12 protein-coding genes are annotated in these 14,657 nt (G+C 65.4%); 7 read left to right on the forward strand and 5 right to left on the reverse strand.

Going from position 1 to position 14,657, the window contains the following annotated elements:
• Positions 1-18: 18 nt before the first annotated feature.
• Positions 19-996, reverse strand: a complete 978-nt coding sequence (locus BHK69_RS10055) for an ABC transporter substrate-binding protein (protein ID WP_069689980.1) — start codon at positions 994-996, stop codon at positions 19-21.
• Between the two features lie 229 nt (positions 997-1,225).
• Here BHK69_RS10055 and BHK69_RS10060 point away from each other — a divergent pair, with 229 nt between their 5' ends.
• The 5 genes from BHK69_RS10060 to BHK69_RS10080 all read left to right on the forward strand — a co-directional run bounded on the left by BHK69_RS10060 (position 1,226) and on the right by BHK69_RS10080 (position 6,258).
• Entirely contained in the window at positions 1,226-2,608 is a 1,383-nt protein-coding gene (locus BHK69_RS10060; RefSeq protein ID WP_069689981.1) for an ABC transporter substrate-binding protein, read from the forward strand.
• A 116-nt stretch (positions 2,609-2,724) separates the two neighbouring features.
• Positions 2,725-3,597, forward strand: a complete 873-nt coding sequence (locus tag BHK69_RS10065; RefSeq protein WP_069693532.1) for a carbohydrate ABC transporter permease — start codon at positions 2,725-2,727, stop codon at positions 3,595-3,597.
• Complete coding sequence (locus tag BHK69_RS10070) at positions 3,597-4,433, forward strand: carbohydrate ABC transporter permease (protein ID WP_069693531.1); 837 nt, start codon at positions 3,597-3,599, stop codon at positions 4,431-4,433. Before BHK69_RS10065 ends, BHK69_RS10070 begins: the two co-directional genes overlap by 1 nt.
• Positions 4,434-4,586: 153 nt before the next feature.
• Entirely contained in the window at positions 4,587-5,555 is a 969-nt protein-coding gene (tal, locus tag BHK69_RS10075; RefSeq protein ID WP_069689982.1) for a transaldolase, read from the forward strand.
• Positions 5,556-5,661: 106 nt separating this feature from the next.
• Entirely contained in the window at positions 5,662-6,258 is a 597-nt protein-coding gene (locus BHK69_RS10080) for an HdeD family acid-resistance protein (RefSeq protein WP_069689983.1), read from the forward strand.
• Here the strand turns inward: BHK69_RS10080 and BHK69_RS10085 are convergent.
• The 4 genes from BHK69_RS10085 to amaB form a co-directional block, all read right to left on the reverse strand.
• Positions 6,245-7,936, reverse strand: coding sequence for a thiamine pyrophosphate-binding protein (locus tag BHK69_RS10085; RefSeq protein ID WP_069689984.1), 1,692 nt, complete (start codon positions 7,934-7,936; stop codon positions 6,245-6,247). The two genes, BHK69_RS10080 and BHK69_RS10085, sit on opposite strands and share 14 nt — an antisense overlap.
• The gene (locus BHK69_RS10090; protein ID WP_069689985.1) at positions 7,929-9,119 is read right to left on the reverse strand and encodes a CaiB/BaiF CoA transferase family protein; all 1,191 of its coding nucleotides are present in this window, start codon (positions 9,117-9,119) and stop codon (positions 7,929-7,931) included. The genes BHK69_RS10085 and BHK69_RS10090 overlap by 8 nt, the downstream gene beginning before the upstream one ends.
• A 108-nt stretch (positions 9,120-9,227) precedes the next feature.
• Positions 9,228-10,445, reverse strand: a complete 1,218-nt coding sequence (locus tag BHK69_RS10095) for an acyl-CoA dehydrogenase (RefSeq protein ID WP_069689986.1) — start codon at positions 10,443-10,445, stop codon at positions 9,228-9,230.
• Positions 10,446-10,587: 142 nt separating this feature from the next.
• Positions 10,588-12,108 carry an L-piperidine-6-carboxylate dehydrogenase gene (gene amaB, locus BHK69_RS10100; protein ID WP_069689987.1) on the reverse strand — a complete coding sequence of 507 codons (1,521 nt, stop codon included), beginning with the start codon at positions 12,106-12,108 and terminating at the stop codon, positions 10,588-10,590.
• 229 nt (positions 12,109-12,337) lie between these two features.
• Here amaB and BHK69_RS10105 point away from each other — a divergent pair, with 229 nt between their 5' ends.
• Entirely contained in the window at positions 12,338-13,246 is a 909-nt protein-coding gene (locus tag BHK69_RS10105; protein WP_069689988.1) for a LysR family transcriptional regulator, read from the forward strand.
• 182 nt (positions 13,247-13,428) lie between these two features.
• Entirely contained in the window at positions 13,429-14,649 is a 1,221-nt protein-coding gene (locus tag BHK69_RS10110) for an NAD(P)/FAD-dependent oxidoreductase (protein WP_069693533.1), read from the forward strand.
• Positions 14,650-14,657 lie beyond the last annotated feature (8 nt).

Raw genomic sequence — 14,657 nt, forward strand, 5'->3', positions numbered from 1 at the left:
GTGCGCGTCACGCGGGGCTCACTCGAAGATCGCGCTGAAACGCTTGCGCGCCGCGGCCTCGCCGGCAAGCGCCTGGGCGGCGTCGAACGGCATCAATTTGATCGCGTCCCGCGTCGGATAGCCGGCCGGCAGCGCGACATCGGGGTGGGCCGCGACATAGCCCTGGCGCAGCGCCAGCGCCTGGCCTTCCCGGGAGATCAGGAAACCGACGAAGGCCTTCGCAGCTTCCGGGTTCTTCGTCGATTTCAGGATCGCGACCGGCTCGCCGACGGCGGAGACGCCTTCGCTGGGAAAGACGAACTCGACCGGCGCGCCCTTGGCCTTCTCGCGGATCGGCATGAAATCGACGATCATGCCGTAGAGCTTCTCGCCGGTGGCGACCTGGCGCAGGATGTCGCCATTGCCGCCGGCCGCGAGCGCGCCATTGTCCCTCAGCTGCTCGTAATAGCGCCAGCCGCCAGGCAGGTTGCCGGCCAGCGTCATGGTGTGGATCAGGGCGGCGCCCGAATTCAACGGGCTCGGCATGGCAAGCAGGTTCTTGACCTCGGGCTTCGTCAGATCAGCCCAGCTCGTCGGCTTCAGCGCAGCCTTGCTGTTGTAGACGATGCCGGTGGTGATCAGCTTGGTCGAGAACCACATCTTCTGCGGGTCGTGGATGCCGGCCGGATAGGCGGAGACATCGGCTGCATCATGCGCGAGCAGCCGACCCTCCTGCTTCAGGCCTTCCATCGTCACCGAATCGGCGATCAGCAGGACGTCCGCCTGCGGGCTGCCAGCCTCGATCTCGGCGCGCAGCTTCGCCATCACGCGCGGCGTGCCGTCACGCACGAAGCTCACTTCGACTTTAGGATAGAGCGCCTTGAAGGCATCGATCGTCTGCTGCGCGTCGGTGTTGGGCTGGCTGGTGTAGAGGACGAGCTTGCCCTCCGCGGCCAGCGCCGTTGTGGAGGCGAGCGCGCCCGCGGCTGCCAATACGATCAAGATGTTGGCGCGCATCGCCGCCTCCCATGGGCCTCGACCCGGCAGGGTCCATCAGGGCCGTTAGGCCCCCTATATGACATATCCATGAAAGTGCCAGCGATCCGCTGCCGCGCCGCGTCGGCGACGCGAGCTGCCCGAATTTCCCGCATTGCACCGGCTTGTTTGTCCGATGGCTTTTCGACTAGTGTCCTCGACAAGACGTCATAAATCGTCGGCATTAAACGTTTTAAATGGGAGGTTATCGATGAAATCGGTTCGTTGTCTCGTCACCGGCGCGGCCTTTGCGGCGATTGCCGCGGGTTGGTCCGGCGCGGCGGTCGCGCAAGAGACCATCACGGTCTGGTTCACCAAGGGGTTCTACAAGGGCGAGGATGACGCGCTGCTGGCCGTCGTCGACAAGTTCCAGAAGGCGACCGGCGTCAAGGTCGATCTTTCGCTTTATTCCACTGAGGATTGCGTGACGAAATCGGTCGGCGCGGTCGAGGCCGGTACGCCGCCGGATGTTGGCTTCTGCACGACCTATGATTTCCGGACGACCGGCAAATGGGCTTTCGAGGGCAAGCTCGAGGATGTCAGCGACGTCATCGAGCCGCTGAAGACCGACATCATGCCCGACGCGCTCGTCGGCACCCTCCTGATGAACGACAAGACCAAGAAGAAGGCCTATTACGCCTTCCCGGTCCAGCAGCAGATGATGCACATCACCTACTGGAAGGACATGCTGGAAGAGGCCGGCTTCAAGGAAAGCGACATTCCCAAGGGCTGGAACGGCTACTGGGATTTCTGGTGTGACAAGGTCCAGGCCGGGCTGCGCGCCAAGGGCAAGCGCATCTACGCCGTCGGCCATCCGATGGGCGTCGCAGCGTCCGACACCTTCTACTCGTTCCTGACCTTCGCCAACGCCTATGGCGCGCAGGTGGTCGACGAGAACGGCAAGATCATTCTCGACCAGCCGGCAAACAAGGCGGCGATGATCGAGGCGGTGAAGTCCTACGCCAACATCCTGCAGCGCGGCTGCACGCCGCCCTCGTCCGTGAACTGGCTCGACCCGGACAACAACGTCGCCTTCCACAACAAGACGATCGCGATGACCCACAACGCGACGATCTCGATCGCGTCGAAGCACCTGGACGACATGAACAATCCGGCTCTGACCCAGGAGCAGCGCGACCAGGCCAAGAAGAACTACTTCGACAATATCCGCACCACCCAGTTCCCCGACAAGCCCGATGGCAAGCCGCTGCCGAACCTCGCCGCCGTCAAGACCGCTGTGGTCTTCGCCGATGGCAAGAACAAGAAGCGCGGCAAGGAGTTCATGGCCTTCATGATGAAGGATGAGAACCTGCGTCCCTTCGTCGAAGGTTCGCTCGGCCGCTGGCTGCCGACGACCAAGTCGGGTCTCGCCAGCCCGTTCTGGACCGACGGCAAGGATCCGCACCGCGCGCTGGTTTACAAGCAGTTCAGCGCCGGCACGATTCCCTTCCAGTTCGTCTATAACTACAAGTTCACGGCTGTGAACGCCGAGAACGTCTGGGCGAAGGCGGTCAACCGTGTCGTCCAGGACAAGGTTGCTCCGGAACTGGCGGTCGATGAGATGATCGCACGTATCAAGCAGATCGCCGGCTGACGCCGACGTTCCGAATCTAGCGAAAGAGGCGCCCCTGCGGCCGAAAGAGCCGCGGGGCGTCGAACCGTCTCAACATGACGGCGATACCGAGGGAGTAACGCATGACAGCGACCACGATGGCTGTGCCGGTCTCAACGCCGAGCGATGCCGTGTCCGGCCATACACGTGACCGCGCGCTCTGGGGCGCCATCATGCTCGCGCCCTATGTCCTCGTCTTCGCGGTCATGGTCGTCTACCCCGTGGCCTATGGTCTCTGGATCGGCCTCAACTGGAACTCCTACCGCGCACTCTTCGCCGACCCGATCTTCCTGCGGACTGTGTTCAACACCATCGTCTTCCTGTTCATCGCGGTGAACCTGAAATTCGCGATCGCGATGGTGCTGTCTGGCTTCTTCGTGGCGCAGCGGGCTTGGATCCGCTTCGTGCTGGTTCTCTTCATCCTGCCCTGGGCGGTGCCCTCGATCCCGACCATCCTGTCCTTCCGGGTCATGCTCAACCCCGAGACCGGCATGGTGAATTCGCAGCTGTTCCAGTGGTTCGGCATCGTCGAGGGACCGGGCTGGCTCACTGATCCGACGCTGGCCTTCGCCTGCTCGATCATGGTCCATATCTGGAAGTCGCTGCCGTTCTGGACGCTGATCCTCGTCACCGGCCGCCTCGCCATCGCGCAGGACCTTTACGAGGCCGCCAGCGTCGACGGTGCCAGCAAATGGCAGCAATTCAAGTTCATCACCTGGCCGTCGCTGGCGACGCTCTACGTCACCTCGACCATGCTCTCGATGATCTGGACACTAGGCGACTTCAACAGCGTCTACCTGCTCACCGGCGGCGGGCCGGGCGACCTCAACCACGTGCTCGCCACGCTCGGCATCCGCTACATGCGCAACAACAACCTCGATCTCGGCATCGCCTCGATCATCGTCGCCATGCCGCTGATCCTGCCGATGGTCTATTTCATGGTGAAGCGTCTTTCGAAGGCAGCCGAATGATGAAAAAGGTTCTCGACGAGGGCAAACTCATCCTGATCGCCATTCCCGTCCTGCTCTGGACGTTGCTGCCGATCTACCATCTCTTCGTGCTGTCGATCTCCAGCCAGGAATCGATGCTGGCCGGCAAGCTCTGGCCTGACGCGCCGACGCTGCAGAATTTCACCATCGTCTTCAAGCAGCAGCACTACTACCTGACGAATTTCTGGCTGCAGATGTTCAACAGCTTCTTCATTGCGGTCGCGACCGGGATGATCACGCTGTTCGTCGCGACCTTCGCCGCCTTCGCCATTGCACGGCTCAAGGTCAAGGGCGGTCGCACAATCATGAACCTCGCGCTGGCAACCTATCTGATCCCGGCCGCCTTCCTCGCCATCCCGATGTACAAGGCGATGGGCTCCTACGGGCTGCTCAACACGCAGACCGCGCTGATCCTGGCGATGGTCGCGCTGGCCTCGCCCTATGCCATCTGGGTGCTGAAGCAGGCCTCCGACAAACTGCCCAAGGAACTCGACGAGGCCGCGATCATGGACGGCGCCACCTCGCTGCAGCTCTTCCGGCTGGTCTATCTGCCCTTGATGAAGCCCTCGATGGTGGTCATCGGCATCTACGCGCTGCTGCTCGCCTGGAACGAATATCTCTACGCCTTCCTGCTGCTATCCAACGAGAAGGCGGTTCCGCTCGCCGTGGGGCTGGGGCTGTTCCTCTCGGCCGACGACGCGCCCTGGAACCTGCTGATGGCGGCGGGCCTGCTCTACGCCATCCCGCCGGCGGTGATCTATTACGGCTTCCGCAAGAACATGGTCGGCGGCCTGACCTCGGGCGCCGTCAAGAGCTGAGGATCGAGACGCTCCCGTCTTTGCGAGGAGCTCAAGCGACGAAGCAATCCAGGAAGGCGTAGAGCGCGGCGCTGGATTGCTTCGCTACGCTCGCAATGACGGCCTGTTCGTCATATGTGGGCGGTAGAGGATCAGCCGCCGCAAGGACACGACATGACCGCTTCCAAGCTCGACCAGCTCCGCGAGATGACGACCGTCGTCGCCGACACCGGCGATATCGAGGCGGTCCGCCGGCTGAAGCCGGTCGATTGCACCACCAACCCGACGTTGATCCTGAAGGCGGTGGAAACCCCGGCCTATGCCCATCTCGTCGACGAGGCGATCAGCTGGGGCAAGAAGGCGGACGGCGGCGAGAAGGCCGTGCATGCGGTCTGCGATCGGCTCGCCGTGACCTTCGGGGCGGAATTGACCAAGATCGTACCCGGCCGGGTCTCGACCGAGGTCGACGCCGATCTCTCCTTCGACACGCAGGCAACGATCGACAAGGCGCGCGCCATCATCGCCGCCTATCAGCAGCGCGACATCGAGCGCGACCGCATCCTGATCAAGATCGCCTCGACCTGGGAAGGCATTCAGGCCGCCAAGGTGTTGCAGGCCGAGGGCATCGACTGCAATCTGACGTTGCTCTTCGCCTTGCCTCAGGCGGTTGCCTGCGCGGACGCCAAGGCCTTCCTGATCTCGCCTTTCGTCGGCCGCATCCTCGACTGGCACGTCAAGGCCGGCGGCGGCCCCTACACGGCCGAGACCGACCCCGGCGTCGTCTCGGTGAAGGCCATCTACGCCTATTACAAGGCGTTCGGGATCAAGACGGTGGTGATGGGCGCCTCTTTCCGCAACACCGGCGAGATCGAGGCGCTGGCCGGCTGCGACCGGCTGACGATCGGGCCCGGCCTGCTCGACGAATTGGCCGGGGCGACCGGCGATCTGCCGCGCAAGCTGTCTCCGGCCTCCTCGCCGCAGGTAGCCTCTCCCGGCGGAAGCAGGATCGTCCTCGACGAGAAGGCCTTCCGCTTCGCCATGAACGAGGACGCCATGGGCACGGAGAAGCTGGCCGAGGGCATCCGCGGCTTCGTCAAGGATCTGCGCGGATTGCGCAAGCTGGTGGCGGCCAGGCTGGGCTGAGCGGCGCAGTTCTGTCCCGACGGATGCCCGATTGGCATGGGTCGTTAGCTGTTGGGCTTCGCGACGCGTAACGTGCGATTCGCTTTCTGCGAAACAGGAGGGTTCAATGCCCGATACGACCAATCGACCGGCAACAGAGTCCTTCGGTTCGAAGCTGGTTTCGTTGCGACAGAAGTCGGGTTGGCTCCTGGCGGCGGGTGTCTCGCTTGTCGTGCTCGGCGGCCTCGGCCTGCTGATGACGGCGGCGCTCAGCATTGCCAGCGCGATCTGGTTTGGCGCGATGGTGCTCGTGGCGGGCATCGTACTGGTGGCCGACGCGGTCCGCCATGGCGGCTGGCGGAGCCGTCTGCTGCACGGTCTGATCGGCCTGCTTTATCTCGCGGTCGGCATCGTCACCTTCTCGAATCCGCTGGCGGCGACGGCGTCGCTGACGCTGTTCGTCGGCGCCGCGCTCTTTGCGACAGGCATCTTGCGCATCCTGATCGCCTTCCAGACGCGGCCCAATCCCTCCTGGAGCATGATCCTCGTCTCAGGCCTGCTCTCGTTGGTCCTTGGCGTGCTGATCATGATCCAGTGGCCGGCATCCTCCCTCTGGGTGCTCGGCACTTTCCTGGCGATCGAGTTGATCTTCCAGGGGATCGCGACCATCACGCTGGCCCGTGCGATCCAGTCGACCTTCGATGGAGTGATCAGGAAGGCGTAAGGCGTTCAGCCTCCTGTTCGGCAAAAGCCTCGGCCCGGATCGTCGAGAGCGACTTCGCCGGCGTGATCGCTTCCGGATCGAGCAGGCAGTGGATGATCGCCGGCTTGCCGCTCGCGACCGCCCGCTCGAAGGCGGGGCCGAATTCGGCGGTGGTCTCGACACGCTCGCCATGGCCGCCGAAGGCCTTGGCATAGGCCGCGAAATCCGGGTTCTTCAGCTCGGTGGCCGAGACGCGGCCGGGATATTCGCGCTCCTGATGCATGCGGATGGTGCCGTACATGCCGTTGTCGATCACCACGACGATGACAGGTAGATCGTACTGAACCGCCGTCGCGAAATCCTGCCCGTTCATCAGGAAGCAGCCATCGCCGGCGAAGGCGACGACGGTGCGCTCCGGATAAAGCCGCTTGGCACCGACCGCGGCGGGCACGCCATAGCCCATCGAACCGCAGGTCGGCGCGAGCTGCGTCGCGAATTTGGTGAAGCGATGGAAGCGATGCACCCAGGTGGCGTAGTTGCCGGCGCCGTTGCACAGGATCGCGTCGTCGGGCAGGTAGCGCCGCAGCCAGGTCACGGCCTCGCCGGGGTGGAAGGCGCCGGCCACCGGCGCGGGCTGCTCGGTCCAGCCGAGATAGGCCTCATGGGCTTCCGCCGCAGCGCCGGCCCAGGCAATCTCCTGCGGCGGATGCACCGTCTCCAGCGCGGCGCAGAAGGCGGTCGGCGAGGCGTTGATCGCTAGGGATGGCCGGTAGACGCGGCCCAGTTCCTCGGCATCGGGATGGACGTGCACCAAGGGCCGGCCGGGCTCGGGGATGCCAAACAGCGTGTAGGACTGGCTCGGCATCTCCGAGAGCCGCCCGCCGACGAGCAGGACGAGATCGCTCTCCTTGATCCGCTTCAGCAGCTTCGGATTGGGGCCGATGCCGAGATCGCCGGCGAAGTTCGGATGATCGGCCGGGAACAGCATCTGCCGGCGGAAGGAGACTGCGACCGGCAGGTCGAAACGCTCGGCGAAGCGGGTGAAGCGTTCGATCGCCTGCGGGCTCCAGCGCGAGCCGCCGAGGATCGCGACCGGCGACTTCGCCGCCCAGAGCCGCTTCTGCAGATCGATGGTCTGGAGCAGGGAGGGGTGCGTCTCGGTGACCTGATAGGGCTGCGCATCGGCCACATCGGCAAGGTCGGTCAGCACGTCCTCGGGCAGCGCGATCACCACCGGGCCGGGCCGGCCGGCGGTCGCGACATGGAAGGCGCGGCTGATGATCTCGGGGATGCGCGCGGCATCGTCGATCTCGGTCGTCCATTTCGTCATGGTGCCGAAGACGGCGCGGTAGTCGAGCTCCTGGAAGGCCTCGCGCTCGCGCATGCCGCGCTCGATCTGGCCGACGAAGAGGATCAGCGGCGTCGAATCCTGGTCGGCGATATGGATGCCGGGCGAGGCGTTGGTGGCGCCTGGGCCGCGCGTCACGAAGCAGATGCCGGGCTTGCCCGTCAGCTTGCCGGCGGCCTCGGCCATCATGCAGGCGCCGCCTTCGGCCCGGCAGATGGTGACCTTCAGGCTCGCATCATGCAGCGCGTCGAGCACGGCAAGGTAGCTCTCGCCCGGTACGCAGAAGGCGTCGGTCGCGCCGTGGATCAGCAATTGGTCGACGAGGATCTGCCCGCCTGTGCGATTAGCCATGGTGCGGCCCTCCCCAGGCCGGGTCGTTCAGGATGTCGTCGTGATGTTCGCCGAGCCCTGGGCTCGGCCGTCCCGCCACCTGCCTGACGCCGTCGATCACGATCGGCGAGGCGACGGTCGGGATCGTCCCGCCCTTGGCGGCGGCGCTGGGCAGGTCGACCTTGACGCCGCGCGCCATGATCTGCGGGTCGGCGAAGACCTCGTCGACGGAATTGATCGGCCCGGCCGGCACGCCGACCGCCTCGAGCGCGGCCAGCAGGTCGGCCTTGCCGTAGCGCTGGGTCAGGGCGTGGAGCGCGATCGTCAGCGGCGCGCGATTGGCGACGCGGGATTTGTTGTCGGCATAGTCGGGATGGCTGGCGAGCTCGGCGCCGCCCAGCACGTCGCAGAGCTTGCGCCACTGCCCGTCATTGCCGGTGGCGATGATGATGTGCCCGTCGGCGACGGGGAAGACGTCATAGGGCACGATGTTGGGGTGCGCGTTGCCGAGCCGCGGCGGTGGATTGCCCGAGACGAGATAGTTCATCGCCTGGTTGCCGAGCACGGCGACCTGGGCATCGAGCAGAGCCATGTCGAGCGTCGCGCCCTCGCCAGTGGCGTCGCGCCGGCGCAGGGCCGAGAGGATGCCGACCGAGGCGTAAAGCCCGGTATAGATGTCGGCGACGGCATAGCCCGCCTTCATCGGCGCGCCCGTGGGTTCGCCGGTCACCGACATCGGCCCGCCCATGCCTTGCACGAGGAAGTCGTAGCCGGCGCGGGGCGCATAAGGACCGGTCTGGCCGAAGCCCGTCACCGAGCAATAGATCAGGCGCGGGAAGGCTGCGCGCATCGCGGCGGCATCGAGCCCGTATTTCTCCAGGCCGCCGACCTTGAAGTTCTCGACCACGACATCGGCATGGGCGGCGAGGCGATACACCAGCGCCTGGCCCTCCGAGGTCCGGAAATCGGCTGTGATCGAGCGCTTGCCGCGATTGGCCGAGTGGAAATAGGCGGCCGAGAGATGCTCGTCACCGACGCCTTCGACGAAGGGCGGGCCCCATTTGCGGGTGTCGTCGCCCTCGGGCGCCTCGACCTTGACGACATCGGCGCCGAGATCGGCCAGAAGCTGGCCGATCCAGGGACCGGCAAGGATGCGCGCGAGTTCGAGGACGCGCAGGCCGGTAAGGGGAGGGGGTGGGGACATCAGGCTTGATCCGGACCGTCATGGTCGGCCTTGAACCGACCATCTCTTCGGGAGTCTGGTTCTGGGAGAGATGGTCGGGTCAAGCCCGACCATGACGCGAATGACGTCTCAGAAAAACGCCTGCAGGCCGGTGATCGCACGGCCGAGGATCAGCGCATGCACATCATGCGTGCCCTCATAGGTGTTCACCGTCTCGAGATTGGCCGCATGGCGCATCACCTGATACTCGATCGAGATGCCGTTGCCGCCATGCATGTCGCGGGCTTGGCGGGCGATGTCGAGCGCCTTGCCGCAATTGTTGCGCTTCACCAGCGAGATCATCTCCGGGGCCATCTTGCCCTCGTCGAGCAGGCGCCCGACACGGAGCGAGCCCTGCAGGCCGAGCGAAATCTCGGTCAGCATGTCGGCGAGCTTCTTCTGGTAGAGCTGCGTCTGGGCTAGCGGCTTGTTGAACTGCTTGCGGTCGAGCCCGTATTGGCGGGCGCGCTGGAAGCAGTCCTCGGCGGCGCCCATCACGCCCCAGGAGATGCCGTAGCGGGCGCGGTTGAGGCAGCCGAACGGACCTTTGAGGCCGGAGACGTTGGGCAGCAGGTTTTCTTCCGGCACGATGACGCCGTCCATGACGACCTCGCCGGTGATCGAGGCGCGAAGTGAGAGCTTGCCGCCGATCTTGGGGGCGGACAGGCCCTTCATGCCCTTTTCCAGGATGAAGCCGCGGATCGCATTGTCATGCGCCGCCGACTTCGCCCAGACGACGAAGACATCGGCGATCGGCGAATTCGAGATCCACATCTTCGAGCCGGTCAGCTTGTAGCCGTCAGCGACCTTCTCGGCGCGGGTCTTCATGCCGCCCGGGTCGGAGCCGGCATCGGGCTCGGTCAGGCCGAAGCAGCCGACCCATTCGCCCGAGCCGAGCTTGGGCAGGTACTTCTTGCGCTGGTTCTCGTCGCCATAGGCGTAGATCGGATACATCACCAGCGAGGACTGCACCGACATCATCGAGCGATAGCCGGAATCGACGCGCTCGACCTCGCGGGCGACGAGTCCATAGGAGACGTAGTTTGCGCCGGCGCAGCCATATTCCTCGGGCACCGTCACGCCGAGCAGGCCGAGCTCACCCATCTCGTTGAAGATCGAGCGATCGGTCTTCTCGTCGAGATAGGCTTCCGAGATGCGTGGCTGCAGCTTCTCCTGGGCGTAGCTGCGCGCGGTGTCGCGGATCAGGCGCTCATCTTCGTTCAGCTGCTCGTCGAGCAGGAAGGCGTCGTCCCAGGTGAACTCGGCCAGCTTGTGGCTGGTGGAGTGGCTGCGAGCGGCTTCGGCCATGGTGTGTCTCCCTATTGTTCGCTGCTCACCGTCATTGCGAGGAGCGAAGCGACGAAGCAATCCAGGGGGATGTAGAGCGCTGCCGCTCCTGGATTGCTTCGCTTACGCTCGCAATGACGGCGTGTTTCCTCAGCTCAAATCGTCACGCATCCACATCGAAGCTGACGCCCTGCGCCAGCGGCAATGTCGTGCCGTAATTGAGCGTATTCGTTGCGCGGCGCATATAGGCCTTCCACGCATCGGAACCGGCCTCGCGGCCACCGCCCGTTTCCTTCTCGCCGCCGAACGCCCCGCCGATCTCGGCGCCGGACGGGCCGATATTGACGTTGGCGATACCGCAATCGGAACCCTCGGCCGAGACGAAGATCTCGGCCTCGCGCATGTCGAGCGTGAAGATCGAGGAGGACAGGCCGGCGCCGACCGCGTTCTGCAGCGCGATCGCCTGGTCGAGCGTCTTGTACTTCATCACATAGAGGATCGGCGCGAAGGTCTCGCGCTCGACCGGCCCGGTCTGCGAAGGCATCTCGACCAGGGCAGGGCGGACATAGAAGCCGCCTGCGCCGACCGTGACCTGCTCGCCGCCATGAACCTTGCCACCGGCAGCCTTGGCCTCGGAGAGCGCGGCCTGCATGCCCTTGAACGCAGCCTCGTCGACCAGCGGTCCGACCAGCACGCCGGCCTCGCGCGGATCGCCGATCTTGACGCTGCCATAGACCTTGATCAGCTTCGGGATCAGCGCGTCATAGACGCTCTCATGCACGATCAGGCGGCGCAAAGTGGTGCAGCGCTGGCCGGCCGTGCCCATCGCCGCGAAGGCGATGCCGCGCAGCGCGATGTCGAGATCGGCCGAAGGCGCGACGATCGCGGCATTATTGCCGCCGAGTTCGAGGATGGCGCGGGCAAAGCGCGCGGCGAGCTTCTGGCCCACCTCCTTGCCCATCCGGGTCGAGCCCGTGGCCGAGACCACCGGCACGCGATGGTCGCTGACCAGGAGGTCGCCGATCTCGCGGCCGCCGATCAGGATCTCGGAGAGGCCGACCGGGGCCTCGGGGCCGAAGCGCTTCATTGTCTTCTCGACGATCGCCTGCACGGCGATGCCGGTCAGCGGGGTCTTCTCCGAGGGCTTCCAGACGACGCTGTCGCCGCAGACGAAGGCGAGCGCGGCATTCCACGACCAGACCGCGACCGGGAAGTTGAAGGCCGAGATCACGCCGCAGACGCCGAGCGGGTGCCAGGTTTCCATCATGCGGTGGTTCGGGCGCTCGGTCGCGATGGTCAGGCCGTAGAGCTGGCGCGAGAGGCCGACCGCGAAATCACAGATGTCGATCATCTCCTGGACCTCGCCGAGGCCCTCGGAAACGACCTTGCCGGCTTCGAGCGTCACCAGCAGGCCGAGATCGGTTTTCGCGGCGCGCAGTTCCTCGCCGAGCAGGCGCACGAACTCGCCGCGGCGCGGCGCGGGCACCCGGCGCCAGACGAGATACGCGGCCTGGGCCCGGCCGATCGCGGCCTCCGCTTCAGCAGGGCTGGTCTCGCGGAGCGTGGCGACGGCCTCTCCCGTGATCGGCGAATGGGCGGGAATGCCTGCCTTGGCGAAGGCGGTGTCGGTTACGCCAAGGCGCTTGAGCAGCGCCAGCGCGTCTTGCGGCAAAGATGAAGCCATCTGTGAATTCCAAACCCGTCGCTAGAGCCGGAAATCTGAATCCGTCTCTCATCCAAGAGTCAGAGCAGGATCAATGCGAAAAACCGGTACCCACTTTTTCGCATCCTGCCCTAGCGAAACACGCCAAGCGGCGCGGGACTTCGAGCCGCCGCGCCGGAGGGGCGAAGAATGCCCTCTTCCACCCCGCATGGGCAATCGATATGTTCTCACGACTTGATGAGAGTTTCTCATGAATTTTGACATCGTCCCGGGCCGGCTTTCGGTGCCCTCGCTCTCGGCGCTCGCCGCCTTCGAGGCGGCGGCGCGGCATGGCAGCTTCACGCGTGCGGCCGAGGAGCTAAACCTGACGCAAGGCGCGGTCAGCCGGCAGGTCGCGCATCTCGAAAAGGTTCTCGGCGTTGGCCTGTTCCAGCGCGTCAGGCAGCGTGTCAGCCTGACGCCAGCGGGCAGCGCCTATGCGGCCGAGATCCGGGACGGTCTGTCGCGGCTGGCCGCGGCCACCGTCTCGGCCATGGCCTTTCGCGGCGCGGCCGGCGTGCTGCATCTGGCGATCCTGCCGACTTTCGGCACGCGCTGGCTGATCCCGCGCCTGTCGCGCTTCATCGAGGCGCATCCTGGCATCACCATCAACTTCACCACCAAGCTGGTGCCCTTCGACTTTGCTCGCGAGCAGGTCGACGCCGCGATCCACTTCGGCGATCCCGTCTGGGCCGGCGCAAGGCTGCACCGATTGATGGGCGAGGAAATCATTCCCGTCGCCGCGCCGTCCCTGGTGGCGCGCCTTGGCCTGGCGGAGCCGGCGGACATGCTGCGCGCGCCCCTGCTGCAGCAATCGACACGGCCGCGCGCCTGGGCCAACTGGCTGGAGCAGCAGGGTCTGCCTCCCGAGCGCGCCTTGATGGGGCCGCGCTTCGAGCAATTCGCCATGGTCTCGCAGGCAGCGGTCGCCGGATTGGGGCTTGCCATCGTGCCGCGCTTCCTTGTCGAGGAGGAGTTGCGCCTGGGCGCGCTCGTCATCCCCGTCGATCGGCCGGTGACCGGCTCCGAGGGCTATTATCTGGTCTATCCCGAGGCCAAGGCCGGATTGCCGGCGGTGATCGCCTTCCGCGATTGGCTGCTCGGCGAATGCGGCGCGTGAGCTAGCCGGCTGCCGGCGCGTATGCGCTCAGAGGCAGCGTCGGTTTTGCGCGATGGCGCCGGGATTGCTTCGCGAGGCCCTGCGACGACAGCCCTCGACAAGGCGCCATTGTCGCGTCATTCATGCGCTGAATTCACCAACCTCGGTCGCGACGCATCGCGGCCATGCTCCGCGGGACCGCCATGTCGTCTTCGTCTGAAAGCGCCGATGTCGTGATTTGCGGCGGTGCCGCCATCGGCTCCTCCGTCGCCTATCACCTCGCCGCCGATCCCGGCTTCAAGGGCAAGGTCGTGGTGATCGAGAAGGACCCGAGCTATCGCCTGGCCGCCTCGGCGCTCTCGGCCGCTTCGATCCGCCAGCAATATTCCAGCGCGGTCAATATCCGCATCTCGCTCTTCGGCATCGATTTCCTGCGCAATCTCGGCACCCATCTCGCCGTCGATGGCGAGACGCCCGTCATCGATCTGCACGAGGGCGGCTATCTCTATCTCGGGGGCGACGAGGGCGCTCCGATCCTCGCCGCGAACCAGGCGCTTCAGGCGGCCGAGGGGGCTGACATTGCGCTTTATGCTGCAGAGATGCTGCGCAGAAAATTTAGCTGGCTTAATACTTCGGACCTTATCTGCGGCACCTATGGCATCAGCGGTGAGGGCTGGTTCGACGGCTGGGCGCTGCTGCAGGCCTTCCGCAAGAAGGCGCGCTCGCTCGGCGTCGAATACCGGCAGGGCGAGGTCTCCGGCTACAACGTCGAAGGCGGCTGCGTCACCGGCGTCGCGCTCACTGATGGCAGCCGCATTGCCTGCGGCGCGGTGGTGAACGCCTCGGGCACCCATGGCGCGCGGCTGGCCGCCACGGCCGGCGTCGCGATCCCGGTCAAGTCGATGAAGCGCTATGTCTTCTCCTTCACCTGCAAGGGCGAGGTCGACAACTGCCCGCTGCTGATCGACACCACCGGCGTCTGGTGCCGGCCCGAGGGCAAGCGCGGCAGCGAAGGCCAGCTCTTCATCGGCGGCTCCTCGCCGACGCGCGAGGCCGACCAGGAATGGCTCGAGAGCGATCCGGGCGTCGAGGATGTCGACTGGTCCTTCTTCGAGGAGACCGTCTGGCCGGCGCTGGCGCATCGCATCCCGGCCTTCGAGCAGATCAGGCCCGGCCGCGCCTGGGCGGGTCCCTATGATATGAATGGCCTCGACCACAACGCGATCATCGGCCCGGCTGCCGGCGTTCCCAATCTCTATCTCGCCAACGGCTTCTCCGGCCATGGCCTGCAGCAATCGCCTGCGGTCGGGCGCGGGCTTGCCGAGCATATCCTGCATGGCGGCTATCGCGCGCTCGATCTTGCCGATCTCGGCCATGAGCGCATCGTCGAGGGCAGGCCGCTTCTTGAGGCCAACATCATCTGAAAAAGGCT

Origin of the sequence: Bosea vaviloviae (genome assembly GCF_001741865.1) — a bacterium.
GTDB lineage: Bacteria > Pseudomonadota > Alphaproteobacteria > Rhizobiales > Beijerinckiaceae > Allobosea > Allobosea vaviloviae.

Bases quoted from the DNA above. Each gene is read 5' to 3' on its own strand.
- BHK69_RS10055 (WP_069689980.1), bottom strand. From the start codon at position 996: ATGCGCGCCAACATCTTGATCGTATTGGCAGCCGCGGGCGCGCTCGCC.
- BHK69_RS10060 (WP_069689981.1), top strand. From the start codon at position 1,226: ATGAAATCGGTTCGTTGTCTCGTCACCGGCGCGGCCTTTGCGGCGATT.
- BHK69_RS10065 (WP_069693532.1), top strand. From the start codon at position 2,725: ATGGCTGTGCCGGTCTCAACGCCGAGCGATGCCGTGTCCGGCCATACA.
- BHK69_RS10070 (WP_069693531.1), top strand. From the start codon at position 3,597: ATGAAAAAGGTTCTCGACGAGGGCAAACTCATCCTGATCGCCATTCCC.
- tal (WP_069689982.1), top strand. From the start codon at position 4,587: ATGACCGCTTCCAAGCTCGACCAGCTCCGCGAGATGACGACCGTCGTC.
- BHK69_RS10080 (WP_069689983.1), top strand. From the start codon at position 5,662: ATGCCCGATACGACCAATCGACCGGCAACAGAGTCCTTCGGTTCGAAG.
- BHK69_RS10085 (WP_069689984.1), bottom strand. From the start codon at position 7,936: ATGGCTAATCGCACAGGCGGGCAGATCCTCGTCGACCAATTGCTGATC.
- BHK69_RS10090 (WP_069689985.1), bottom strand. From the start codon at position 9,119: ATGTCCCCACCCCCTCCCCTTACCGGCCTGCGCGTCCTCGAACTCGCG.
- BHK69_RS10095 (WP_069689986.1), bottom strand. From the start codon at position 10,445: ATGGCCGAAGCCGCTCGCAGCCACTCCACCAGCCACAAGCTGGCCGAG.
- amaB (WP_069689987.1), bottom strand. From the start codon at position 12,108: ATGGCTTCATCTTTGCCGCAAGACGCGCTGGCGCTGCTCAAGCGCCTT.
- BHK69_RS10105 (WP_069689988.1), top strand. From the start codon at position 12,338: ATGAATTTTGACATCGTCCCGGGCCGGCTTTCGGTGCCCTCGCTCTCG.
- BHK69_RS10110 (WP_069693533.1), top strand. From the start codon at position 13,429: ATGTCGTCTTCGTCTGAAAGCGCCGATGTCGTGATTTGCGGCGGTGCC.